At 44.3% G+C, this 22,791-nt stretch carries 22 protein-coding genes; 10 read left to right on the top strand and 12 right to left on the bottom strand.

The features are described from left to right. Positions 1-36: 36 nt before the first annotated feature. Positions 37-237 carry a hypothetical protein gene (locus tag FZC78_RS07985; RefSeq protein WP_148939149.1) on the bottom strand — a complete coding sequence of 67 codons (201 nt, stop codon included), beginning with the start codon at positions 235-237 and terminating at the stop codon, positions 37-39. A gap of 89 nt (positions 238-326) precedes the next feature. Beyond that, positions 327-1,079 (bottom strand): plasmid pRiA4b ORF-3 family protein, encoded by a 753-nt coding sequence (locus FZC78_RS07980; RefSeq protein ID WP_148939147.1) that lies wholly within the window; start codon positions 1,077-1,079, stop codon positions 327-329. A 96-nt stretch (positions 1,080-1,175) separates the two neighbouring features. On the opposite strand from FZC78_RS07980, the gene FZC78_RS07975 reads away from it, so the two are divergent. Then, positions 1,176-2,087 carry an acetamidase/formamidase family protein gene (locus FZC78_RS07975; RefSeq protein WP_148939145.1) on the top strand — a complete coding sequence of 304 codons (912 nt, stop codon included), beginning with the start codon at positions 1,176-1,178 and terminating at the stop codon, positions 2,085-2,087. Positions 2,088-4,020: 1,933 nt separating this feature from the next. On the opposite strand, the gene FZC78_RS07970 is transcribed toward FZC78_RS07975, so the two are convergent. The 3 genes from FZC78_RS07970 to FZC78_RS23565 form a co-directional block, all read right to left on the bottom strand. Further along, the gene (locus FZC78_RS07970) at positions 4,021-5,703 is read right to left on the bottom strand and encodes a dihydroorotate dehydrogenase (protein ID WP_435874047.1); all 1,683 of its coding nucleotides are present in this window, start codon (positions 5,701-5,703) and stop codon (positions 4,021-4,023) included. A 761-nt stretch (positions 5,704-6,464) separates the two neighbouring features. Then, entirely contained in the window at positions 6,465-7,385 is a 921-nt protein-coding gene (gene murB / locus FZC78_RS07965) for a UDP-N-acetylmuramate dehydrogenase (protein WP_148939506.1), read from the bottom strand. 247 nt (positions 7,386-7,632) lie between these two features. After that, entirely contained in the window at positions 7,633-7,782 is a 150-nt protein-coding gene (locus FZC78_RS23565) for a hypothetical protein (protein WP_187444850.1), read from the bottom strand. Positions 7,783-8,090: 308 nt separating this feature from the next. On the opposite strand from FZC78_RS23565, the gene FZC78_RS07960 reads away from it, so the two are divergent. The 5 genes from FZC78_RS07960 to FZC78_RS07945 all read left to right on the top strand — a co-directional run bounded on the left by FZC78_RS07960 (position 8,091) and on the right by FZC78_RS07945 (position 12,860). Beyond that, positions 8,091-9,170 (top strand): LPXTG cell wall anchor domain-containing protein, encoded by a 1,080-nt coding sequence (locus FZC78_RS07960; protein ID WP_148939141.1) that lies wholly within the window; start codon positions 8,091-8,093, stop codon positions 9,168-9,170. Between the two features lie 57 nt (positions 9,171-9,227). Then, positions 9,228-9,896, top strand: a complete 669-nt coding sequence (locus FZC78_RS07955; protein WP_187444849.1) for a class D sortase — start codon at positions 9,228-9,230, stop codon at positions 9,894-9,896. A gap of 497 nt (positions 9,897-10,393) precedes the next feature. Beyond that, positions 10,394-10,861 (top strand): hypothetical protein, encoded by a 468-nt coding sequence (locus FZC78_RS07950; protein WP_148939137.1) that lies wholly within the window; start codon positions 10,394-10,396, stop codon positions 10,859-10,861. 87 nt (positions 10,862-10,948) lie between these two features. Beyond that, a complete protein-coding gene (locus FZC78_RS24535) occupies positions 10,949-11,083 on the top strand; it encodes a hypothetical protein (RefSeq protein WP_286365479.1) in 135 nt (44 codons plus the stop codon). A 535-nt stretch (positions 11,084-11,618) separates the two neighbouring features. After that, entirely contained in the window at positions 11,619-12,860 is a 1,242-nt protein-coding gene (locus FZC78_RS07945; RefSeq protein ID WP_187444848.1) for an ABC transporter substrate-binding protein, read from the top strand. A 552-nt stretch (positions 12,861-13,412) separates the two neighbouring features. Here FZC78_RS07945 and FZC78_RS24215 read toward each other — a convergent pair. Next, positions 13,413-14,081 (bottom strand): hypothetical protein, encoded by a 669-nt coding sequence (locus FZC78_RS24215; RefSeq protein WP_252183543.1) that lies wholly within the window; start codon positions 14,079-14,081, stop codon positions 13,413-13,415. Between the two features lie 51 nt (positions 14,082-14,132). Between FZC78_RS24215 and FZC78_RS07925 the strand changes: the two genes are divergently transcribed. Together FZC78_RS07925 and FZC78_RS07920 are read left to right on the top strand one after the other, a co-directional pair. Next, the gene (locus tag FZC78_RS07925) at positions 14,133-15,014 is read left to right on the top strand and encodes a carbohydrate ABC transporter permease (RefSeq protein ID WP_148939135.1); all 882 of its coding nucleotides are present in this window, start codon (positions 14,133-14,135) and stop codon (positions 15,012-15,014) included. 33 nt (positions 15,015-15,047) lie between these two features. Then, positions 15,048-15,857: a carbohydrate ABC transporter permease gene (locus FZC78_RS07920; RefSeq protein WP_148939133.1), complete on the top strand. Its 810-nt coding sequence runs from the start codon at positions 15,048-15,050 to the stop codon at positions 15,855-15,857. Between the two features lie 350 nt (positions 15,858-16,207). Here the strand turns inward: FZC78_RS07920 and FZC78_RS07915 are convergent, their stop codons facing one another. Together FZC78_RS07915 and FZC78_RS07910 are read right to left on the bottom strand one after the other, a co-directional pair. After that, positions 16,208-16,426 (bottom strand): hypothetical protein, encoded by a 219-nt coding sequence (locus FZC78_RS07915; RefSeq protein WP_148939131.1) that lies wholly within the window; start codon positions 16,424-16,426, stop codon positions 16,208-16,210. Positions 16,427-16,490: 64 nt separating this feature from the next. Continuing rightward, entirely contained in the window at positions 16,491-16,751 is a 261-nt protein-coding gene (locus FZC78_RS07910) for a hypothetical protein (RefSeq protein ID WP_148939130.1), read from the bottom strand. 145 nt (positions 16,752-16,896) lie between these two features. Between FZC78_RS07910 and FZC78_RS07905 the strand changes: the two genes are divergently transcribed. After that, the gene (locus FZC78_RS07905; RefSeq protein ID WP_148939128.1) at positions 16,897-17,358 is read left to right on the top strand and encodes an SRPBCC family protein; all 462 of its coding nucleotides are present in this window, start codon (positions 16,897-16,899) and stop codon (positions 17,356-17,358) included. Between the two features lie 203 nt (positions 17,359-17,561). Here FZC78_RS07905 and FZC78_RS07900 read toward each other — a convergent pair whose 3' ends face one another. From FZC78_RS07900 to FZC78_RS07885, 4 genes are all read right to left on the bottom strand, one after another. Further along, the gene (locus FZC78_RS07900; RefSeq protein WP_148939126.1) at positions 17,562-18,542 is read right to left on the bottom strand and encodes an IS3 family transposase; all 981 of its coding nucleotides are present in this window, start codon (positions 18,540-18,542) and stop codon (positions 17,562-17,564) included. A gap of 56 nt (positions 18,543-18,598) precedes the next feature. Then, a complete protein-coding gene (locus FZC78_RS07895; RefSeq protein ID WP_148939124.1) occupies positions 18,599-18,778 on the bottom strand; it encodes a transposase in 180 nt (59 codons plus the stop codon). 559 nt (positions 18,779-19,337) lie between these two features. Next, positions 19,338-20,504: an MFS transporter gene (locus tag FZC78_RS07890; protein WP_148939122.1), complete on the bottom strand. Its 1,167-nt coding sequence runs from the start codon at positions 20,502-20,504 to the stop codon at positions 19,338-19,340. A gap of 157 nt (positions 20,505-20,661) precedes the next feature. Beyond that, on the bottom strand, positions 20,662-21,147 hold the full coding sequence (locus tag FZC78_RS07885; RefSeq protein WP_148939120.1) for a sigma-70 family RNA polymerase sigma factor: 486 nt from the start codon (positions 21,145-21,147) through the stop codon (positions 20,662-20,664). Positions 21,148-21,406: 259 nt separating this feature from the next. On the opposite strand from FZC78_RS07885, the gene rbsK reads away from it, so the two are divergent. Continuing rightward, on the top strand, positions 21,407-22,270 hold the full coding sequence (rbsK, locus tag FZC78_RS07880) for a ribokinase (RefSeq protein WP_148939119.1): 864 nt from the start codon (positions 21,407-21,409) through the stop codon (positions 22,268-22,270). Positions 22,271-22,791 lie beyond the last annotated feature (521 nt).

The following is a 22,791-nucleotide window of genomic DNA, read 5'->3' as shown; positions in this document are numbered from 1 at the left end:
TTGCCTGTCGGGGCTGACCAAGGCGCTTGCGCTTTTTTATTCCTGATGCTCTTTTACAGCAACATGCGTTACCTTATCCAGCACGATTCGATACAGCTCATTATTTTCCTTAAAATCAAAATAATTCGAGTTGTTGCCGAAAACCTTATGAAGCACCGTTGCTTCCGTTCTTTCTTCTATAAAAAAGGTAACCATGTTCTCGTTATCAAAGTGGAATTCCACGCGGAAATTTTTCAATGTTGTTTCTCCTTTCAAATCGGATAGTCAATCATTACATTCCCGCTGGTGTAATGAATAAACGTTGAGAAAGGAGATCACCGCTGGAATTACAAGGGAAATTGCTTAGAGTCTAGGCTCATCCTCAGCTCCTCATTTGTTTCCCCAAGGTCAAAGTGCCCGGGGTCCTGTCCTGCGAACAAGTCTCTGTAAAATTCAACTTTCTCACCGTGGGCAGCCGGGTCATCCAAAAGCTTTAAGGCATGATTATAGTTTTGCACACCACCAACTGCTTCAGGGGGATTGGCTCGCCGGCCTTTTAGACAGAGAGGCTCAGCAGCTTCCTTGTCCTCTTTTTTTTCTAAAAGAATTGTGTGTTCCCAATTGTTCGAGAAGTCATAGGTGTACTCCAGCTTTTGGCCCTCTTTCACTAGTACATTTCCTATTAAAGCTTCATTGGAATCGTGAATTTTTCTGAAATTTGACGAGCCCTGTTCAACTTCTTCCTCCATCTCCTCAAAGTAGATATCACCATATTGAAAATCATAAAGATGATAATTAGTCCAGCCCATAGCAGCTTGAATGACTTCATGCAGCTGGTGAAGGGTAAGGGTATCGGAAACAAGCAGTCTTCTCCAAATGGGAGGTCTCGCTCCCTTTAAGGACACTTTTAATTGAAGAGCTTGTCCATTTGTCTGTGCCGAATAATCGACGGCAGGAACATCTCCCCCTGACTTCAAACTGAGAAAATCTTGATTCACCACTTGTCCAAAACGCTGCTGCTCCTCTTTATCCAGCTGTTTAAATTCATCTGATTTCTTAATGCGTTCCGCCACTTCATTAAGAATGTGCTTAAGGTCCATTTGGGAAACCTCCTTTTTTACCTACTAAAACTTATTATAGGCAATTATAAAAGAAATATAGTAAAGTAAAAGAAAATTCAGAAAGAAGGGGTTTCAATGACTACTATTCAAAAAGAAAATTTCTTTTATTCTTTCAGCAAGGAAAATAAGATTAGCCAGAAAATATCATCCGGTACAACCCTTACAATCGAAACCTATGACTGCTTTAAAGATCAAATCACTTCGGAAGAAACAGAACTAAAGAAACTGGACTGGAATCAGGTGAATCCGGCAACGGGGGCTGTCTATGTAAAAGAAGCAAAGCCTGGTGATATTTTAAAAGTGACAATCGATAAAATTGAGCTCGCTGACAATGGGGTAATGATGGTCGAACCTGGACTTGGGGTCATGGGGCACAGAATAGAAGAGTCTGAAGTAAAGATGATTACTATTGAAGGGAAAGAGGCTGTTTTTAACGATGAAATAAGAATTCCTCTTAATCCGATGATCGGTGTAATAGGAGTGGCGCCTGAAGAAGGAGAGATTTCCAATGGTACACCGGGGGCGCATGGAGGAAACATGGATACGAAATTGATTGCAGAAGGAAGCACACTCTATCTGCCAGTTTTTCAAGAAGGGGCCTTGTTTGGTCTAGGCGATCTTCACGCCGCAATGGGTGATGGAGAAATCAGTGTATCCGGAATTGAAATTGCCGGGAAAGTGACCGTGTCACTAGAGGTTCTAAAAGGCAGTTCCATACCTTATCCATTTGTTCAAAATGATGAAGGACTAGCAGTGATTGTCTCCAAGGAAACAGTGGATGAAGCAGCCAAGAGTGGAGTCGAAATCATGATTGATACTCTTTTACCGCAAACAGACCTCACTCTTAGTGAATTGACAATGCTGTTCAGCGCAGCAGGACAATCGCAGATTTCACAAATTGTAGATCCGCTTATGACAGCGAGGTTTTTTGTGCCGAATTACTTATTAGAGAAGATTGGAAAGCCTGATTTTTTGGCAGGAAAATAAGTTGCAGGCAGTAGGAAAAGTATAACTAGGCCGGCCGTTGACCAGAGAAATAGAAGGTGTTCCCTCAGGCACTTTGTTTTAACATTGAGCGCTGGCTTATCGCTTTCAAAATGAACATTTTATCCTGTGCCGTAAGCATTCTCCAGCTTTTCACTTTAATCTTCATAAGAACCGCTCCTTTACTTTTAATAGTATTTATGGATTTCTTGATGAAGAACTGTATTCCATTTGGCCTAGTTTTTGGTTTATACGTTAAATACCCGTGATGAAACACTATATAAACAACAAAAAATCCTACAATTTCCGGGGAAATATGTCGAGGGGTGGGGTCCTCGGCGGGAATTAGAAGACTTGGTCGTATTATGAGTAACCGGGGCGGTATTTTAAGGGGATTAATGTAGTTTACTGTAGGGATTAAGGGAAATCCCTCTGGCTAATCTTATACTCAATTTTTCACGGGGCGACTCCATAGGGAGAAAAAAGCGGATTAGATTTAGAGTTTAAAACTTCGGTTAACTTTCCAGGGAAGACAGCAACTCTCGACTGAAGCGCGTGGAACCTCGGTCAAGCTTGACAACAAATTTGCGTATCCCGACCGAAGAGTGCACAACCTCGGTCAACTGCCCAGGCAAAACAGTACCTCCCGTCCGAAGTGCCTGCAACCTCGGTCAACCCGCAAGGAAAAATCCCAGCTCCCGACCGAAGAGTGCACAACCTCGGTCAACTCCCAAGGAAAAACGCCAGCTCCCGACCGAAGAGTGCACAACCTCGGTCAAGTGCCAAGCGAAAACAGCAGCTCCCGACCGAAGAGTGCGCAACCTCGGTCAACCCGCAAGGAAAAACGCCAGCTCCCGACCGAAGAGTGCGCAACCTCGGTCAACCCGCAAGGAAAAACGCCAGCTCCCGACCGAAGAGTGCGCAACCTCGGTCAACCCGCAAGGAAAAACGCCAGCTCCCGACCGAAGNCCGCAAGGAAAAACGCCAGCTCCCGACCGAAGAGTGCRCAACCTCGGTCAACCCGCAAGGAAAAACGCCAGCTCCCGACCGAAGTGCCTGCAACCTCGGTCAACCCGCAAGGAAAAACGCCAGCTCCCGACCGAAGAGTGCGCAACCTCGGTCAACTCCCAAGGAAAAACGCCAGCTCCCGACCGAAGAGTGCACAACCTCGGTCAACCCGCAAGGAAAAACGCCGGCTCCCGACCGAAGAGTGCACAACCTCGGTCAACTCCCAAGGAAAAACGCCAGCTCCCGACCGAAGTGTGCGCAACCTCGGTCAACCCGCAAGGAAAAACGCCAGCTCCCGACCGAAGAGTGCACAACCTCGGTCAACCCGCAAGGAAAAATGCCAGCTCCCGACCGAAGAGCATGCAACCTCGGTCAACTCCCAAGGAAAAACGCCAGCTCCCGACCGAAGAGTGCACAACCTCGGTCAACCCGCAAGGAGAAACGCCAGCTCCCGACCGAAGAGTGCACAACCTCGGTCAACCCACAAGGAAAAACGCCAGCTCCCGACCGAAGAGTGCGCAACCTCGGTCAACCCGCAAGGAAAAACGCCAGCTCCCGACCGAAGAGCATGCAACCTCGGTCAACTCCCAAGGAAAAACGCCAGCTCGCGACCGAAGAGTGCGCAACCTCGGTCAACTGCCCAGGCAAAACAGTACCTCCCGTCCGAAGAGCATGCAACCTCGGTCAACTGCCCAGGCAAAACAGAAGCTCCCGACCGAAGTGCCCGCAACCTCGGTCAACTCCCAAGGAAAAACGCCAGCTCCCGACCGAAGAGTGCACAACCTCGGTCAACCCGCAAGGCAAAACACCAACACCTGCCCCAAGCGCACTGCACTATGACACGGTAAAGAACAAGAAACCATACGAACATAAAAAAGGAAAGAAACTATAAGTAGTTTCACCCCCATACACCAAGCTCTTACCATACTTAATCACAAATATCCTCCACCCTATGAAAAAACCGATAAGTCATCACCAGCCCGCCAAGATACAGCCCTATTGCAAAATATGCAGGCAGCAAGTGGATGAAGCTCGTATAGCCAATCGCAAAATGAACATAAATTCCTGCAATGAACGCCGGCAGTCCGCCAAAAAGGAAGGTGCGCCATATCCATTTCTTGCCTTGTTGAAAGCCCCATAAAGCGAGCAGAAGAACGAGCAGCCCGACACTTAACAAGGCACTTCCAAACCCGGCCCGGTCATGAGCGATAACAGGGATCAGCTTGCTGTTGAAATCCTCCAGCTGATCAGGTGTCATACATAAATAGAGAAGGTCAGTCGGAACGAAAACGGATGTTACACCGAAAGATGAAATGACCATTCCGCCAAGAACAAATGAAAACCCCAGCACCACAAATAAAAACTGCCCTACGAGTGATGCCTTCCAAATAGAATGATTCCTCCGGTTGCTGGAAGAAGGCGTCCCGGATATTCCCTTGGTTTTAATATAGCCATACATATAAAAGGGCAGCAGCACCAGCCAAAAAATCAAATGAAGCCAATCGAAATAACCAAAACCGATAAACAGAAAGATTCCCAGAAAACCAAGGATAGCAGGAGCATCAATGGCTTGTTTTGCCCACTTTAACTGTTTTTTTACTCCATGCTTTGCCAGATTCATATAAACAATCCCGCCGGAAATCATCGTCCCTGCAAGCGTCATCCTGTCGTGGGCCATGAATAACATGATCCGCTCATTGTACGCCCAAATGTTTTCCCGGTTCATGCCAAGAAACAGCTCGTCATAAGGTAATAGAATTGAAGTGAGACTGAACAAAAGGGCAAGCACTCCGCCAAGGAAAATAAACAATCCGAAAATCCAGTAGGCAAACCAGCCTTGTGGCGGCGGAAGAGGCTGTTCTCTTGAAACAAGGGCTTCCTTAATCCGTTTTGTAAGCCCAGGACCTGAAAAAACATAACCCCCGCTTAACATCACCAAGTCAGCGCCGGAATCCAACAGCTCCAAAGCATCTTGAGGTTCCCGTACCGAACCTGAGGTGATAATGGTGTTAGAGTATCCTCTTTCCCGCAAATGTTTCACCATCAGACTGCTTTTCTTGCTGTATTTTTCATGGAGCTCCAAGACGATACCAGAATAGTGCTCCAAACTCTTAAAATCTACACTGCCGGGATCAGAGATAGAGAGATAAATTGGTTTTTCGGTGTTCAGCGCAAAATGGGGATCCTCCAAAATAAATCCATCAGCACTGTCCGCCAGCTGATCAATCATGGTTTGAACCTCGATAGAGCTTCCAGCCAGCCTGAAAAATAAGGGCTGTTTTCTCCTGGCGCTTTTCACTCTCTCTTTTACAAAATCCAGCCCAGCCGATCCTTCTTCAGGAAAGTGGATATACTGGTTATCATTGTCTACTACAGGTGAGCTGAGCGGCTCCGAACCCATTAGCGACACGGGGCCGGCCTCCAGAAAACCGAATCCTAAATTGGTAAAAGCTTTGGTTCCGGAAAGCTCCGGGTCCACCTTCCCGGAGAGTCCAACCGGGTTTGAAAAGGAGAGGCCGTCTATATTTCGGGACAGCGATGGAGCACTTTCCTCCCTGCCCAAAAAGTTAATGATATGAGAGCCAAACGGGAGAGAGGCAATGCGGTTCATCCCCCTATGTATAAATCCCCGTGAAGACACAGGTGAGACTTTATTTAATATAGGTTTGAAAATAACATGATAGGACCAATCGGGCATCGAAAATACCTCGCAATCTAAGAAGCTTCATCAATAGTTTACCATTTTTGGAGAAGGTTGATTGATGGGATTTAAAGAATTTAAAGCCACTTTGTTAAAGTTCTTTAAAGAGTGGAAGTTAATTCAATCTGTTTAAAAATGGAAAATGGGGGAAGTGAAAAGATAAGAATATTGTCTTACCAATCACTTTATTTATAGTTCGTATGGAAAGGAGGCAGTAATGGAATATATCATAACATTTATAATAGTTGGATTGGTTTTTGGAGTTTTGAGGCTTTTCGTTCGATTAAGAGTAAGAAACAGCGAGATTTCTGGAAAATGGCAGTTTTTAATCATCATAGTAGTAAGTGTCATTTTAACTTATATAAGAAGGCAGTTTTATTAAAATGAATAGAAAAGAGTTAGAAGTAACAGTAAATAAAACTTTTTAAAAAATGTTGTATTCGCCTACATTGTTGCTTTCGGGAAAATCCCAAGACCCGGATTTTCCCCCGTATACTAAGGGTTTTTCTCAAATCTGAGAGAGCAGCTCTTTTCTTTTCCTGTTTACGAGATTATTCCGGTAAATATCGTTATTTTTTCGGAATTGGTCTGAAATAGCAACAAAGTTTACGAAAAGAGCCTTTAAAAAAGAAGGCTCTCCTTTAAAAAAAGAGAACCTTCTTTGCATTATCCTATTCCAAATCCTCACCAATAATCCTTACTTCACGCTCTAGCTCCACATCGAACTTTTCTTTCACAGTCTTCTGGACATGCTCAATCAATGAGATATAATCCCTTGCGGTCGCATTATCTTTATTGACGATAAATCCGGCATGCTTAGTGGAAACCTCGGCACCTCCAATGTTCGTGCCCTGCAGCTGGCTGTCCTGAATCAGCTTTCCGGCAAAGTAGCCGGGAGGACGCTTGAACACAGAACCGCAGGAAGGGAACTCAAGCGGCTGTTTGGACTCGCGCTTATAAGTAAGATCATCCATCACGTCTTTGATTTCCTGGTACTCGGCAGGCTTTAGTTTAAAAGTAGCTTCCAACACAATATCACCGTTGTCCGGGATATTGCTTGTTCTGTAATCGAGGTCCAGCTCAGACGCCAGGCGTTTCACAAGGTTTCCCTCTTTGTCCACGACATAGGCATAATCAAGGACATCCTTGATTTCACCGCCATAGGCACCGGCGTTCATGTAAAGGGCGCCGCCGACCGTACCCGGAATTCCGCAGGCAAACTCCAGGCCGGATAAGCTTTCAGCCAAGGCCCTGCGCGAAGCATCAATTATACGCGCGCCGCTTTGCGCAACGAGTATCTCCCCGTCAGTTGAGATGTCATCAAGGTGCTTCAGGTTGATGACAATTCCGCGGATGCCGCCGTCCTTGATGATCAGGTTGGACCCATTTCCAAGAAGGGTGAAAGGAATATTTTCTTCATTAGAAAGCTTCACGACGTTTTGAATCTCTTCATACGTTGTCGGAGTAATGAAGAAATCCGCTTTTCCGCCAAGCTTGGTATAAAGGTGGTCTCTCAGCATTTCATCGACTTTAATGTTTTCAGTCTTCACAACTTTCAATAATTTATCATGTATTTTCTTGTTATCGATCATAGACATCATTCCCATTTCAAGTTTTATTTCCCCTGTAGGTATATGACTTGCTTCTCTCATTATATGCCTAATCCCGCCTAAAGTTAAACGTTTTGAGGCAGGGAAATTTCCACAGGTGCAGCTTGTTCCATCTTAATACATTCATTAAAGAATTCAAGTGGAATAAGTCCTTTATGTATGAGTACCGTTTTAAGGCACGAAGAGAGCGTCCTTCTTCGTGCCTTAAAGCGGTATAGGAAATTCTCGTTCAATCTCCAATGACTTTCAACCGGTGGTATTCAATCTTGCTTCTGATTTGGGTTCTCAGGTCCTTATCCAGACACCCTTCTAAAATAGTCTTATTGTATCCGACCATGAAGTTGTGCCAGTAACGTCGAAGTGAAGCCAAGGTTTTCATGGAAGCAGCCTCCCGGAATCTACTTTTAATTATATATATACATTCTATGATGAAGATAAACCGGTTCAACAGCATTAGACTATGGTCGTGGTATTTTTCCAAAAATAAGAATTGCTGGTTTACGCTGGATTTCGACGGGTAACGTTTCATTGTAAGCCGGCAACCAACCAAGAGACCATTACATACATAATCAGCATGACAAGACCGCCAATTGTAATGGACGATCGAAAGGAGGAAATGTTTGATTTTAAAAGACTGAATGTTTCGCGAATTAAATTTTAAAAAACTATAGAAAAGAGGTAGGAAGATTGAATAAAAAACAACCAAAAAGATTGGCTTTAATGTTAGTTCTATCCCTAATTCTTTTAAACATTGCGGGAGCATCATCCGCCGCGGCAGACGGAAATAATACGACCCCTGCTGAAAATGAAGAAAGCAGTACAGCAGCGAATGAAATGACACAGGAATCAATGAAATCCATGCTGGAAAACGATCTTGAAGCAGTAACTTTCATCCTTGAAGATGGCAGCAAAGCCAAGGGTGAACTCAAAGGTGGAGAATGGATGAGCCAAGAGGTCTCAGGGATTGGAGAAGTCAGTGGCATTGAGGTCATAGTAGATGGTGAAACCCGTACCTTCGATATCTCAGAAGCTGGTCCGGATGCAGGCCTTGCCATCATTAATTGGATGGAACAATCTGTCACATTTGATACAAAAGTATCTGAAATCGCAGTACAGGTTCCTGAGCGGGCAGGCGAACTGGGGAAAGCCGAAATCCTGCTGGAGGATGGTTCCACAATTGCACTGGATCTGGGCGGGATAACCGCTCTGGATGAGGCTTATGATCCGGAAAACTTCTCGGAATTAAGGCTCGTCATTGATGGAGAAGAATTCATCACTGACCTCTCAGATTCTTCTAACTTCCGAATACTATATGGCGGTCTGGTGATCCAGCCTGAATTAGGAGGAGAAGAAATAGCAGGAGTGAAAATCGAAGCCGCAGAGGGTAAAAAGGCGGAAGCTGCCAGACTAGTCCTGAGTGATCTCTCCCCGGTTCTTTTAGAAAAAACGGAAGAGGGGGTTTTCATGACAGGCGGCGAGGAAATCAGCTCTAACGAAGTGGTGATGCTGTTCTTGAAGATAGATGGAGAAGAATACACCATAAACCTTGAGGATAGTGACCTTGAATTGGACGAAGAAGGTTTCTTAATCATTTCGTCACTTGAAGAAAACTTTCCTGAAGGGGACGAGATTGGGGAAACAACAGAAGAAAGCGGAATGCTTCCTGACACAGGGGACCGCAGTGATGCAATATTCTACCTTGCTGGATTATTGATTATCTCTTTTGGTGCCTTAAACTTGAGAACCAGAAAGTTTCATAAAGACTAAGAAATAGATGGAGAGGGAGAAAATACTCCTTCTCCTATTCTATTAATGAGGTGCTATATGAAAAAAATAATCTCCATATTCATCATACTTAGTGGATTAGGTGTTATGGCTTATCCAAAAGCAGCAGATTATGTCGAGGCTTACCATCAGGATAAGCTTCTGAAGCAATGGGAATCTGAAATGGCTTCCACCAGCAATGAAGGACCTATTTCAAGTGGGTCTGCCGAAGAAACGGCACAGACAAGCTACATCAACCTGGATGATGTGTTCAACCCTTCAGCCAGAACGTCAGAAGTGGCTGCCAGTGAGAGGGAAAGAAGTGAAAATGCTTTGGGCAGTAACATGCTGGGAATCATTACAATTGATGTAATCAATGTCAATCTGCCCATTCTGCGCGGGGCTTCACAGTATAACCTTAAATACGGAGCTGGCCATTTGAACGGAACAGCCATCCCGGGGAAAACCGGAAACAGCGCCATTGCCGCCCACCGAAGCAGGGAACAGGGAAAAATGTTCAATCGGCTGGGAGAGCTACAAATGGGAGATGCCATTACAGTGAAAACAAGATCCGGAACCTTTCAGTATAAGGTGACGGATACAAAAGTCGTAGAACCCACTGATCTTTCCGTCCTTCAGGAAAGTGACGAAGAGATCTTAACTCTGATCACTTGTGATCCTATTGAAAATCCGGTAAACAGATTGATTGTCAGAGCGGAAATGCAGTAGGAAAGGGAATTTCTCACCGTAGATATGCGCTTCTCTTCTCCGGAAACACCGTCTCTGTCCTTTAATGAACACATCGGCTGCATCTCACTGCCCAAGTGGCACATAGAAAGCTTCTAATGAACACATCGGCTGCATCTCACTGCCCAAGTGGCACATAGGAAGCTTCTAATGAACACATCGGCTGTATCTCACTGCCCAAGTGGCAGTGAATCTCTTCTTCGTAAAGATTTTAGCTCATAGCCGCCAAGAGGTTGTCATACCTATAGAGTATGGCGCTGTTAATAAGGCTGTTTTCGCATAAAAGGGTGCTTTCGGAAAAATCCCAGAAGCCGGATTTTTCCCCTGGATACTGAGGTTTACATTCTGAACGAGGAGAGAAGCTCTTTTCTTTCCTGCTTACCAGGATATATCCAGCGCTTCATTATTGCGCTCCCTTCAAAAAATTAATAGTACAGCCACAAAGTTTTCGAAAAGAGCCTTTAATAAAGGAGAGTACCATGCGGAGAAGAAACTCACCAACCCCCCTGGTTGTGTTCGTACTTATTCTACTATTTATAGTTATCCTGTTAATTCGTTCATGTACTGGAGGAAGCTCGCCGCCAGATACACCGGAAACCGTCATAGAACAGTTTTATGAAGCAGAACAAGAGGCGGATTTCGGTCAGGCGTGGGACCTGTTTCACTCAGAGATGAAAAAACGGTTTAAGAAGTCTGCTTATATCCAGACGAAAAACCACGTTTTCCTCGGTCATATGGAAGTGGAAACGTTCGAAGTGGAAATCGGTAAAATGGAAAAGCTGAAGGAATGGAAAATGAACAAAGACGGACCCGTATTTAAAGACGTCACCTCAGCTGAAATCACTATGACGTATGACAGCCAATTCGGTGTCTTGGAAATTAAACAGATGTGCTATGCCGTCTTGGAAAAAGGGGAATGGAAGGTGCTCTGGGATTACGATTATTAATCATAATAAAAAAATCTCAGAATAAGGTTTTAAAACTGAGTATCCGGGTAACTAGAAACTAACTTTTTTATAGGAGGGTGAGAAACTGTGACAATGTTATTTATGAAAGCGCGCGAAATGTTTGAACAAGACGCCAAGCGAGTGGAAAAGACTGGTGATGATTTATCAGCCAATCGTGTATATCGCAGCAAACCTTCACCCATGGGCTTTAAAAAGAACTAACCTATAACCTTACTAAGAATAACCAGCCCAAAACAGGACTGGTTCTTTTTTTTGTTTATTTTTAAATGTGACTGAGTTTCTAAAAAAATCTTGCCTTTGTCTGCTAATTAATCCTTCTTTCCTTTTGAAAAGAAGGATTAAGCGGAAAGCCATAAAATTAAAACAGCCATAAATAGAGCCGATCCAGTTGACCTATTTAATGTAATACGGTCGTATTATAGAAAAAAACTTTGTGGTAAATTTAACTTTTTTTGAAAATTCATGTTTTGAAGGTGGAAGAGCAGGGTAATGAAATAATTAAGACCCGGCAAGGGATGAGAGGATTGCTTTTTATGAAGAGTTCCATACATAGGAAGATATACATAGAAAAGGTCTAAAATCTTGTCGGAAAAAATGTAAAAGGGGGATATGGACAATCTTACCGACTGAATGCTCAGTCATTTTTACTTCTTAGAATCATAAAGCTGCCATAGTATAAACAATTAATTTTATTAATACCCACCTTAAATAATCATAAACAAAAGGGGATGTCAAAATGAAAAAGCCATTATCATTGCTGTTGATGTTGATTCTGCTGGTATCCAGCTTTCTTGCGGGATGCTCCTCTTCTGAAAGCGGATCGGCAGACGGTTCAAAGGAAATCAGTTTTATTCACTGGCGCGGGGAAGATTCTGAAGCCTTTAAGGAATTGATCAGCCGCTTTGAAGAAGAAAATACGGATATCAGCGTCGAAATGACCGTGTATCCTTCTGAAAAATATCAATCTACTGCCCAGACACTGCTTCGTGACGGATCGACTGGTGACGTGTTCACAGCCTTTCCCGGATCTCAATTTGAAATTATTCAAAAGGCAGGTCTATTTGAAGACTTGACGGGAGAAGAGCTGGTAGGCAACTTTAATGAAAGCTTGATTGATGCAGGACAATCGGATGGAAAGCAATTGGCGCTTCCGCTTCAGCTTGTCTACAACCAGCCAGTCTATAACAAGACACTTTTTGATGAGCTTGGCCTTGAGCCGGCGGATGACTGGGAAGGCTTCCTCGAGCTTTGCCAGACTCTGAAAGATGAAGGCTATACGCCTATCGCATTCCCGGGAGCGGATATCGGACCTGGGCAAATGATGAATTCGATGATGATGAACAATGCGCCTGAGGGTGTCTTTGGTGACATGATGAATGGTGAAACAGAACTGACGGATGACTGGTGGGTCGATACACTGGCTCAATTCCAGGAACTCATGGATAAAGGATATATCGGCGAGGATGCGCTTGGCATGAAGCATGAAGGAGCCATTGCGCAGGTTGCACAGGAAGAAGCGGCAATGCTCGCAACAGGTTCTTATGCCATGGCGAACATCAAGGACTTGAACCCTGACCTTGAGCTGGGCTTACTGGCACCTATCACGGTTCCTGCCGGTGAGGCGGAATTTGAAGGAGTCCATACAACAACCTTCATGCTTGCTGTCAACAGCCAGTCAGAAAATAAAGAGGAAGCTAAAATGTTCATCGACTTCCTGTCACAGCCGGAAAATGCCGAGTATTATGCCAATGAGACAGGACAGGCCCTAACGATTCCTGATGTGAATTATGAATCTGAATCACTGAAGGCGACGGAAGAATGGATGGACAAAAACACCCGCTTCCAGCCTCGTTACCTGATCCCTGATGCAGACGTAGAGAAAGCGGTCATCGCTTCCATACAAAATGTATTGAGCGGCGCAGATCCGGAAACTGCAGCACAGGAAGCTCAAGAAATCGTAAACCAAAAGATACAATAATATCTGATTTGGGAGAGAGGGCGACTCTCTCTCTTCCTGTTACTTAGGAAATGATTTGGAACAACTGCCTGTCGGGCTGATCGAGGCGCTTACGCTTTTGGTTCGTCCAGCTTCAGCGCCTAGCCCCTCGGGGTCAAATAACCCTCAGAGAAATAAAAGGAAAGAGCACCTTTTATTCTCTGAGGAACATTTGCCTGTCGGGGCTGATCGAGGCGCTTACGCTTTTGTTTCATCCAGCTTCAGCGCCTAGCCCCTCGGGGTCAAATAACCCTCAGAGAAATAAAAGGAAAGAGCACCTTTTATTCTCTGAGGAACATTTGCCTGTCGGGGCTGATCGAGGCGCTTACGCTTTTGTTTCATCCAGCTTCAGCGCCTAGCCCCTCGGGGTCAAATAACCCAAAGAGAATAAAAGGAAAGACCGCCTTTTTTTCTCTTTGGAACATTTGCCTGTCGGGGCTGATCGAGGCGCTTACGCTTTTGTTTCGTCCAGCTTCAGCGCCTAGCCCCTCGGGGTCAAATAACCCTCAGAGAAATAAAAGGAAAGAGCACCTTTTATTCTCTGAGGAACATTTGCCTGTCGGGGCTGATCGAGGCGCTTACGCTTTTGTTTCGTCCAGTTTCAGCGCCTAGCCCCTCGGGGTCAAATAACCCAAAGAGAATAAAAGGAAAGACCGCCTTTTTTTCTCTTTGGAACATTTGCCTGTCGGGGCTGATCGAGGCGCTTACGCTTTTGTTTCGTCCAGTTTCAGCGCCTAGCCCCTCGGGGTCAAATAACCCAAAGAGAATAAAAGGAAAGACCGCCTTTTTTTCTCTTTGGAACATTTGCCTGTCGGGGCTGATCGAGGCGCTTACGCTTTTGTTTCGTCCAGCTTCAGCGCCTAGCCCCTCGGGGTCAAATAACCCAAAGAGAATAAAAGGAAAGACCGCCTTTTTTTCTCTTTGGAACATTTGCCTGTCGGGGCTGATCGAGGCGCTTACGCTTTTGTTTCGTCCAGCTTCAGCGCCTAGCCCCTCGGGGTCAAATAACCCAAAGAGAATAAAAGGAAAGACCGCCTTTTTTTCTCTTTGGAACATTTGCCTGTCGGGGCTGATCAAGGCGCTTACGCTTTTGTTTCGTCCAGCTTCAGCGCCTAGCCCCTCGGGGTCAAATAACCCAAAGAGAATAAAAGGAAAGACCGCCTTTTTTTCTCTTTGGAACATTTGCCTGTCGGGGCTGATCAAGGCGCTTACGCTTTTGGTACATAATGTTTTGAGTTTGAAGGAGTGGGTTCAATGGATCTTAAGAAAAATAAAGCCCTGTTGCTGTTTGTGCTGCCGGGCCTCATATTATATTCAATCTTTTTTATTTACCCGACATTTTCAGCGCTGTTCTATTCGTTTACCGATTGGGACGGGTTGACGCCTGATTATAACTTTGTCGGAGTCGAGAACTACATAAAGATCTTTACCAATGATTCGATTTTTGCAAAAGCACTTGGCAACAACGTAAAATTTATGCTGTTTGTTGTTGTTTTTCAAACCTTATTCTCACTAGTCTTCGCCTTATATCTCGTGAAAAACACAAAGACGAATGTCTTCCTGAGAGCCCTATATTTCTTCCCGACCATTCTGTCATCCGTGTCGGTAGCATTTATCTGGTCATTCGTGTACGACCCGAACTTAGGAATCTTAAATACCTTGTTGGAAAGAGTCAACTTGGATTTTCTGACCCATAACTGGCTGGGAGACCAGGACATTGCGATTTTCTCAATTGCAGTTGTACAAGTCTGGATGCATACCGGACAGATGTTAATCATCTTTGTCGCTGGACTTCAGAATATTCCGAATGATCTCTATGAAGTGGCTAAGATTGAGGGAGCTTCCAAGTGGCAGCGATTCCGTTTCGTCACCTGGCCGCTGGTCGCACCAGCTGCAACCATCGTCGTTGCCTATACAACGATTCAATCCTTCAAGGCGTTCGACCTGATTTTTGCCATGACTCGCGGAGGTCCAAACTACTCTACCGAAATCCTGGCAACCTTGATTTATTCCACAGCATTCCGAAGCTTTAAATTTGGTTATGCATCAGCGGAATCCGTCATTTTCATGATTGTGATCGCCGTCATTACCATTATTCAATTCAAAGTGCTCCGTTCCGACAGAGCAGTAAGCTAATATAAGATTTTTTTAAAAAAGGAGGGGAAATCCATGAAAGTAACAAAAGGTTTCCTTAACGTAATTTATGCCTTGCTGATTATCATTCCGGTCATCGCCATCTTCTTTGCGACCTTCAAATCAAACGCGGAGATGTATCAGGATGTACTGGGACTTCCGGAAAGCTTCAATTTCGGGAATTATCTAACAATGTTTTCTGAAGAATCAATGGGTGTTTACTTCTGGAACAGCGTCATCGTGACCTTGTTTGGAGTAAGCCTGACCCTATTCTTCTCAAGTTTGATCGCCTTTGCCATCACCCGACTGTCCGGCTGGCCGGGAAGGATTTTGTTCGGCTTATTCACATTAGGCATGATGGTTCCTGCGCAAGTGAACATGATTCCGCTCTATCAACTCGTATTTGATCTAGGGCTGACGAACAGCCTGACAGGGTTGATCCTGGTCAACATCTCAGTCACCTTGCCTGTAGCAGTCTTCATCCTGACAGGTTTCATGAAATCACTGCCAAGCTCGCTGTTTGAAGCCAGCCGGATCGACGGTGCCTCCAACTGGCAGATGTACGCAAAGGTGGCCATTCCGTTGTCGCTTCCATCACTCTCAGCTACAGCTATCTTCCTGTTCGTGATGGTATGGAATGACCTTCTTTATCCGTTGCTGTTCATTACAGACACGGATTATAAAACATTGCCGCTTGCTCTGCTGGAATTTCAGGGAGAGTATATGACCAACTATCCAATGCTCTTCACAGGAGTTATCATAGCGTCAGCTCCAATGGTTATCGCCTATATCTTCCTGCAGCGTTATTTTGTTGCCGGTATGATGGCAGGTTCATTGAAAGGATAAAAGTCTGAGGTTTCCTCGGGCTTTTTTCTTTTTTGTAGGGAGAGCCCTTCGTAATTTCCCAAAGGGCAGTACCTGAATAGTTTCGTCGATAGAGGGCAGCAAAGAATCCAAGCGAGATACTGCTAAATGGCGAGGCAAGAGCGGTTTGGTTGATAGAAGGGGAAAAGTGGTTGATAGATTGATCAAACCGGTTGATAGAAATCTCACACTTCTTCCTAAAAAGGTATAACCTTCACTAGAATAACTCCACAGACTATCTCAGCCCCAAGATTAGAACAGAAGCAGCATTGCCCAAAGAATAAGCCCAAGAAAAAAACGATCACTCTTTAGAGTAATCGCCTTTATAAAACCTACTTCTTCTTTAAACTGTAGCCGATTAGGCCCAACCCTATTAAGCAGGAAATAATGGATATGGTTACAGGAATGGCGCCCACCTCTATTAGAGCGGTTCCGAAAATGCCATACACTCTACTCCATCCAGGACCGCCATCTCCTGATAAAACAAGCGAGTAGACAGAGGCTGCTATAATGGCAGAGCCGTACAGGATTGCGCTCAGTATAAGTAACATTATTCCAATCTGGATATTTTTAATAGTGACTCCTCCATACAACTGTTAAACTAGTTAAAATGAATCAACTCATGCGTTTCTGCCAAAAGAAATAAGAAATCGAAAAAGTGCTGACGGCCAGGCTTAAAAGAGCAATTCCGACTATTAAGGGAATGTAGGTCCACGCACGGGTTAATTCGTCCGAAACCATCCACACATCCTCATGACCCTGCCTGGAAAGACTGGATGCGATTCGGCCGCCAAAACCGGATAGAATAATGAACAGACAACCTATTGCAAAACTCCAGACCGGAACGCCAAAAGTGGTAAGAGCAAGTTTTTTCAAGGTAACTTCTCCTTTTAGTAAGATGAAATAAGTATACCCTTTTTAACATTGGAAGGGAATTGGTTATTTAAAAATTTAAAATATTTGAAGCGTGGGCTTTCAGACTCTTTTTACCTATAATAGACAGAAAAGGAGGGACCAACTTATGCCCTTAATTGAGCATGAACAATTCATAAAAGCACCGATCGAACTGTGTTTTGATCTCGCAAGAAACGTAGATATACACACTCAGACGACGTCTCAAACTAAAGAAAAAGCAGTCGGCGGAGTGACGGAAGGTCTTCTGGAGGAAGGAGATATCGTCATATGGGAAGCCGTGCACCTCGGAATAAAGCAAAGGCTGACAGCTAAAATTACACAGATGGAAAAGCCCACTCAATTCGTCGACATAATGGTCAAAGGAGCCTTTCATTCTTTCGAACATACCCATCAATTTATCGAAAAAGACGGCGGAACCCTCATGATTGACCGTTTTCAGTACAAGTCACCCTTTGGCCCTCTCGGAATCCTGGCAGACAAGCTGTTTTTAGAAAGCTATATGAGAAGATTTATTGTGTCCCGTGCAGAGGCATTAAAGGAGATGGCAGAATCTCCGAGCCATTTATGAGAGAGTGAGCCTGGTTTTTACCGAGTGGTTGATAGAAAGGGCAAAGTGGCTGATAGAATGCACAAAATGGTTGATAGTGGACTTCTGTCAATAAAATAGATACGAATTGACCAGTTAGTGGCGTGTTTTTACTTCCGCACACCGTCTTGAGACGATGTTTGGAGGCCTCTGCGTAAAGAAACAATTAAAAACCAATCGTTCCTTTACGCAGAGGTAGTGAAATCTTTAGTTGTGTCTTTCTTTTGCGCCTTCATGTATGCCACTTCTACCTCAATTGGAGTGGCGTAGTCCAATGAGGAGTGCATACGTTTCCGATTGTAAAATTCAATATAGAATTGAACAGCTTGAATGGCTTCAGCCTTTGTCTTAAACACCCACTTATATAAGTATTCCTTTTTCAAGGAGGCAAAAAAGGACTCTACACAAGCGTTATCGTAAGGATTAGCTTTACGACTCATACTGATAGTAGCGTCGGCCTGTCTTAAGGCATCTAAATAATTGCGGGAACAGTATTGAGATCCTCGATCTGAATGATGGACCCAGCCGTGTTTAGGCTGTCGTTTGGATAAGGCTTCATTTAACGCTCGGAGTGGCAGAGAGTGATTCATATGGTCATCGATGGCATAACTAATAACCCTGCGAGAATAAAGGTCCAATATGGGATTAAGGTATAGAAATCCTTCTCCTGTGTGGATATAAGTGATATCCGTTGCCCAAACCTTATTTGGCGCTTCAGGCTGAAAGTTCCGATTGAGCACATTTTTGAAGACAGCTTGATCATGATCTGAATCTGTAGTATGAATAAATTTCGGACTAGGGACTGCATATAGGCCCAACTCACTCATGCGATTGGTTACCTTTTTTAGAGAGACTTGGATGCCGTCTTCCTGAGTAATCTTTTTATAGATGCGCGGACTGCCATAAGTTCCAAGGTTATCATGGAAATGAAATTGAATGCGTTCATCCAGCTGCCGATTCCACCGTTCTCTTTCCGTTTCTTCACGTTCTAAGCGCCTTAAATAAAGGTAATACCCAGAGGTAGACACACCTAAGACATCGCACATCTTCACAATGGTGTGTTCATGTCGATGGTTATGAATGAACTCGAATTTTACTGTTTTTCTTGCGTGAAGATGTGCATCGCCTTTTTTAAAATTTCGTTTTCCTCTTGGAGATCGATTAATTTTTGTCTTTCTTCCTCATATAATTTTCGATATTCAGAGGCAGATAGTAATTGATCCTAGGTAGCCTTTTCAGCGTCTCTTAGTCTTTTTCGATAGCCCCCTACCCATTTTTGAAGGGTATTGTAGGGAATATCTAGTTCATTGCTTACATCCACCAACTTACGGCCATCCTGAACGATAAGCTTGGCGACATATTCTCTAAACTCAGGAGCATAGGTCCGTTGATTTTTAGCCATTTAAAACACGTCCTTTTTAAAGTTAGTAATGATTTAAACATACGCCACTACCTATGTCCACTTTTTATACTACATTCAGATAGAGCGGCAAAAGTGGTTGATAGAACACTCGAACTGGTTGATAGAACACGGAAACCGGTTGATAGAAAGCACGAGCTGTTTAGTATACAGAAAAAAACTCAGGCACTAGGTCGTCGTTTCGTCGATAGAGCAGCAAGTTTCGTCTATAGAGTACAAAATTTCGTTGTAGAACACACATAACCGTCGTTAAAACTTCTTGACAGAACGCCCAAACTGGCTGACAGAAAGAGTCTCACCAACTCTATAGTCACGGAAAATCTGCACTCATTTCTGCAATTCGTTCATAGAAGAGGAGAATTCGTTGATAGACCCAGCCGTTTCGTCGATAGAGCAGCAAACTTCGTCGATACAGAGAACTCCCTCCTAAAAACGCAAACCCGTTAATAAAATTTCAACAAAACAGGTTTGAGCAAAGAATCCCCGGGGAAAAAGAAAAGAGCACTGAACCGCATAACCAGTTCAATGCTCCAACATTAATCTAACCTAACGCCTTGCGTACAACAAAGGCTTTTTCATATTTAGTATACATATACCCGCCAAGCACAATCGCCGGGATGACAACGACCGCCATTCCCAGGAAGGCATAGCCTGGTGCGTAGTCATACAGAAAGCCGCCGATGAAGGTCAGGACAGCGGTGCTCAAGCCTGTACCCAGTGCTGTGTAAACACCCTGTGCGGCCGGAACATCCTTGCTTTCCAGCTCTTCATAGATGAGTCTCATAAAGGCATAGTGTGTAAGCCCGAAAGTGAAGGCGTGAAGCAGCTGTGTCGCAATGAACACAGACACGCTCGGGAATAGAAACAGCATCGTCCATCTCAGGACAGCTGCCGAGCCGGCAACCATGAACATAATGGAAATGGATCGGCCTTTTAAGAACTTATCAGATAGGGCAAAGAAAAGAATTTCAGAGATAATCGCCACATTGAGCAGGACCCCGATATAAAGGTTGCTGACGCCCAGTTCTTTCAGGTACAACACGCCATAATTGTAGTATGCGGCGTGAGTTCCCATTAAGAAAACGACGATTCCCATAGCCAGGACGAACTTTTTGGACTTGATTAAATTGCGGTACGACATCCGTTCCTGTCCACGAGGCGCACTCATGGATTCCGGAAGTTTCTGTAAGGAAGAGATCAGGATAATGATAATCCCCGCGAACAGCATATAGATGACGGCACCTTCACTGAAAATCGAGGTAACCACACCTGCCAGAAGAAGTGCAGCAGTGTAGCCGATCGAGCCCCACGATCTGCTTTTTCCATAATCGATTTTATCTTTTTTCATCATGACCGCCGCCATGCTTTCAACAAGCGGCATTACCATAGGATAGACCAGGCTGAAAATCACCATGCAGGCCAGCATCCCGATATATGAACTTAATGGAAAGAATAATAATAGTGACAGGCCTGACCCGATCACAATGATGCGGGCGAGTTTTCCAAGCGGAAATCTCTGGCTCAAAGTTGGGAATAAATAAAAGCTGGAAAACGAACGGGCAATCATGCCGGCAGCGATCAGTGAAGAGGCTGTGGCAATGGAAAAGCCTTTGCTTTCGACAAGCCATGCAGTCCAGTATGGTACGAAAATGCCCCAGGTGAAAAAGATTGCAAAGAATTGAATGGACAGCCAGTTTTGTTTCTTCATAAAAAGAAGAAATCCCCCTTATGTATTGGTTGGTTGAATGGTTACTTGTATAATCAAGAATTCATTATACGCCTGGCTAAAAGCGGATACAAGGGGGGTTCTGGGAACAAAAGTGGGTGGTTGCGCTTACATTCCCAGCGCATCAACCGGGAAAAAATTAATACAAATTTTGCAGGTCTTTTCTGATCTTTTCTTTAGCTCCGGACCGCCATTTTTTCACGGCAGAAGGAGACACGTTTTCCACCTGTGCAATCTCTTTTATGCTAAGCCCATCCAGGCAAGTATAAACCACCCATTTGGTTTGATTATCGTTCAACTCATGACAGTACGACAGCAGCAGCTCAGCTTCCAGAGGCACATCCTCATTGGGATCCTCGATATATTCCCAATACACTTCCTTAGGTGAGCTGTGACGTTCTTCATTTAGAATGCTTCTCTTCATTTCATCGAGAAATCGTCCCCTAATGTAAGAGTAGGCATAGCTTGAAAAGTGACCTTTTTCTTCGTTGAATCGCGTTGCTGCCTCCCAAAGGGCAATCAATCCAATTTGGTAAAATTCATCCTCGTTTTTATAAACGTGAAGAGTGTTCATCACTTTGTAAATCATCGGCTCATATTGGACCGCAATCTCCTCAAAATTCATGGTTTTTTCCCTTTCAGGAAAGCGCGCTTTCTCTCTAGTATTCCCGGGTATCCACATCATACGATTTTGGAAATTGACTGACGAATCGCTAAAAAGCCGTTTTCAACCTAAGAAAATGGCTTTTTAGTGTTTTAAAAATAACGTTCGAGTAGAGAAAACTCCTATATCCTTAAAAATCAAATCGCCATGAATTTACTTCAATTTTTCTTTACGAGATAATAAAAGAGGAAAGAGGAAAGAGGAAAGAGGGTGGAGATGAATGATAACGGTTATTGGAAGTATCAATATGGATTTGGTGACCATTACGGGGAAGGATTCCGCATGGGGGGAGACGGTCATCGGTGACCGGTTTCATACCAGCTTTGGCGGGAAGGGAGCCAACCAGGCAGTGGCTGCTGCACGATTAGGAGCAAAAGTTCAAATGATCGGAGCAGTCGGTGACGATGTTTATGGAAAAGAGTATATAAAGCATCTGGAAAAAGAGGGTATCCGTACAGAACTCATCAAAGTGATAAACGGAGAACAAACCGGAATCGCCGCCATCACCGTTCACGATAGCGAAAATAAAATCATTGTAGTACCGGGAGCCAATTCCCATATCACTCCACAGGTAGTGGAAGAACATAAGGAAACAATCTGTAAAAGTGAGTGGCTGCTCCTTCAACTGGAACTTCCCTTGGAAAGTGTAAAAAAGGCCATAGACATAGCTCATTCCAATGGAGTGAAAATAATCCTTAACCCTGCGCCCTACAGCAGCATTCCCTGGCAATGGATCAAAAAGGTCCATTACCTAACACCTAATGAAATAGAAGCAGACCAGTTAGTACAAGAAAACGCTGCCCACTCCGACCAGCTATATCAAAAACTCATTATTACCAAAGGCAGGGATGGGGTTGTGCTTTACCTCGGCGAAAAGAAAGTAGAGATACCTGCTAAAAAAGTGAGCGCCGTTGACACAACTGGTGCCGGAGACACCTTTAATGGCGCACTGGCTGCCGAGCTGGATGAAGGATCCAGTCTTAAGGAAGCTTGCATCGTCGCATGTGAAGCGGCCACGAAATCTGTAATGGTAGTGGGAGCCCAAGAAGGAATGCCGACTAGGGAAGAGCTTTTGAAACAATGATGGACTGGAAAGCCTAAATACACCTAAATATTTATAACAGGTAAAACCCAGAGCTAATGACTCTGGGTTTTAATGTTATATTTCTTCTTGATCCGTTAATCCACCCATTCTAGAAAACTCCTAGACACCACTTCAACTGAATTTCCCTGAGGTACTGGTCTCTAAAAAGCTCTTAGACACCTCTTCAAATGAATTTCCCCGCGGTACAGGTCTCTAGAAAGCTCCTAGACACCACATCAACTGGTATTCCCTGTGGTACTGGTCTCAAAAAATGCTCTTAGACACCACTTCAACTGAATTCCCCTGCGGTACTGGTCTCTAAAAAGCTCCTAGACACCACTTCAACGAGTATTCCCTGCAGTACTGGTCTCTAGAAAGCTCCTAGACACCACATCAACTGGTATTCCCTGTGGTACTGGTCTCTAAAAAGCTCCTAGACACCACTTCAATTGAATTTTCCTGCAGTACTGGTCTCTAGAATGCTTTTAGACACCACCTCAAATGAAATTCCCTGTGGTACT

The sequence above is a fragment of the Rossellomorea vietnamensis genome, from assembly GCF_008180415.1.
GTDB lineage: Bacteria > Bacillota > Bacilli > Bacillales > Bacillaceae_B > Rossellomorea > Rossellomorea vietnamensis_C.
Note: the sequence above shows the minus strand (reverse complement) of the source record. Positions and strands in the feature narration are given on the sequence as shown.

Bases quoted from the DNA above. Each gene is read 5' to 3' on its own strand.
- FZC78_RS07970 (WP_435874047.1), bottom strand. From the start codon at position 5,703: ATGAACCGCATTGCCTCTCTCCCGTTTGGCTCTCATATCATTAACTTT.
- FZC78_RS07955 (WP_187444849.1), top strand. From the start codon at position 9,228: ATGAAAAAAATAATCTCCATATTCATCATACTTAGTGGATTAGGTGTT.
- FZC78_RS07895 (WP_148939124.1), bottom strand. From the start codon at position 18,778: ATGGCTAAAAATCAACGGACCTATGCTCCTGAGTTTAGAGAATATGTC.
- FZC78_RS07950 (WP_148939137.1), top strand. From the start codon at position 10,394: ATGCGGAGAAGAAACTCACCAACCCCCCTGGTTGTGTTCGTACTTATT.
- FZC78_RS07885 (WP_148939120.1), bottom strand. From the start codon at position 21,147: ATGAATTTTGAGGAGATTGCGGTCCAATATGAGCCGATGATTTACAAA.
- FZC78_RS07980 (WP_148939147.1), bottom strand. From the start codon at position 1,079: ATGGACCTTAAGCACATTCTTAATGAAGTGGCGGAACGCATTAAGAAA.
- FZC78_RS07975 (WP_148939145.1), top strand. From the start codon at position 1,176: ATGACTACTATTCAAAAAGAAAATTTCTTTTATTCTTTCAGCAAGGAA.
- FZC78_RS07905 (WP_148939128.1), top strand. From the start codon at position 16,897: ATGCCCTTAATTGAGCATGAACAATTCATAAAAGCACCGATCGAACTG.
- FZC78_RS07915 (WP_148939131.1), bottom strand. From the start codon at position 16,426: ATGTTACTTATACTGAGCGCAATCCTGTACGGCTCTGCCATTATAGCA.
- FZC78_RS07890 (WP_148939122.1), bottom strand. From the start codon at position 20,504: ATGAAGAAACAAAACTGGCTGTCCATTCAATTCTTTGCAATCTTTTTC.
- murB (WP_148939506.1), bottom strand. From the start codon at position 7,385: ATGATCGATAACAAGAAAATACATGATAAATTATTGAAAGTTGTGAAG.
- rbsK (WP_148939119.1), top strand. From the start codon at position 21,407: ATGATAACGGTTATTGGAAGTATCAATATGGATTTGGTGACCATTACG.
- FZC78_RS07945 (WP_187444848.1), top strand. From the start codon at position 11,619: ATGAAAAAGCCATTATCATTGCTGTTGATGTTGATTCTGCTGGTATCC.
- FZC78_RS23565 (WP_187444850.1), bottom strand. From the start codon at position 7,782: ATGAAAACCTTGGCTTCACTTCGACGTTACTGGCACAACTTCATGGTC.
- FZC78_RS07920 (WP_148939133.1), top strand. From the start codon at position 15,048: ATGAAAGTAACAAAAGGTTTCCTTAACGTAATTTATGCCTTGCTGATT.
- FZC78_RS07925 (WP_148939135.1), top strand. From the start codon at position 14,133: ATGGATCTTAAGAAAAATAAAGCCCTGTTGCTGTTTGTGCTGCCGGGC.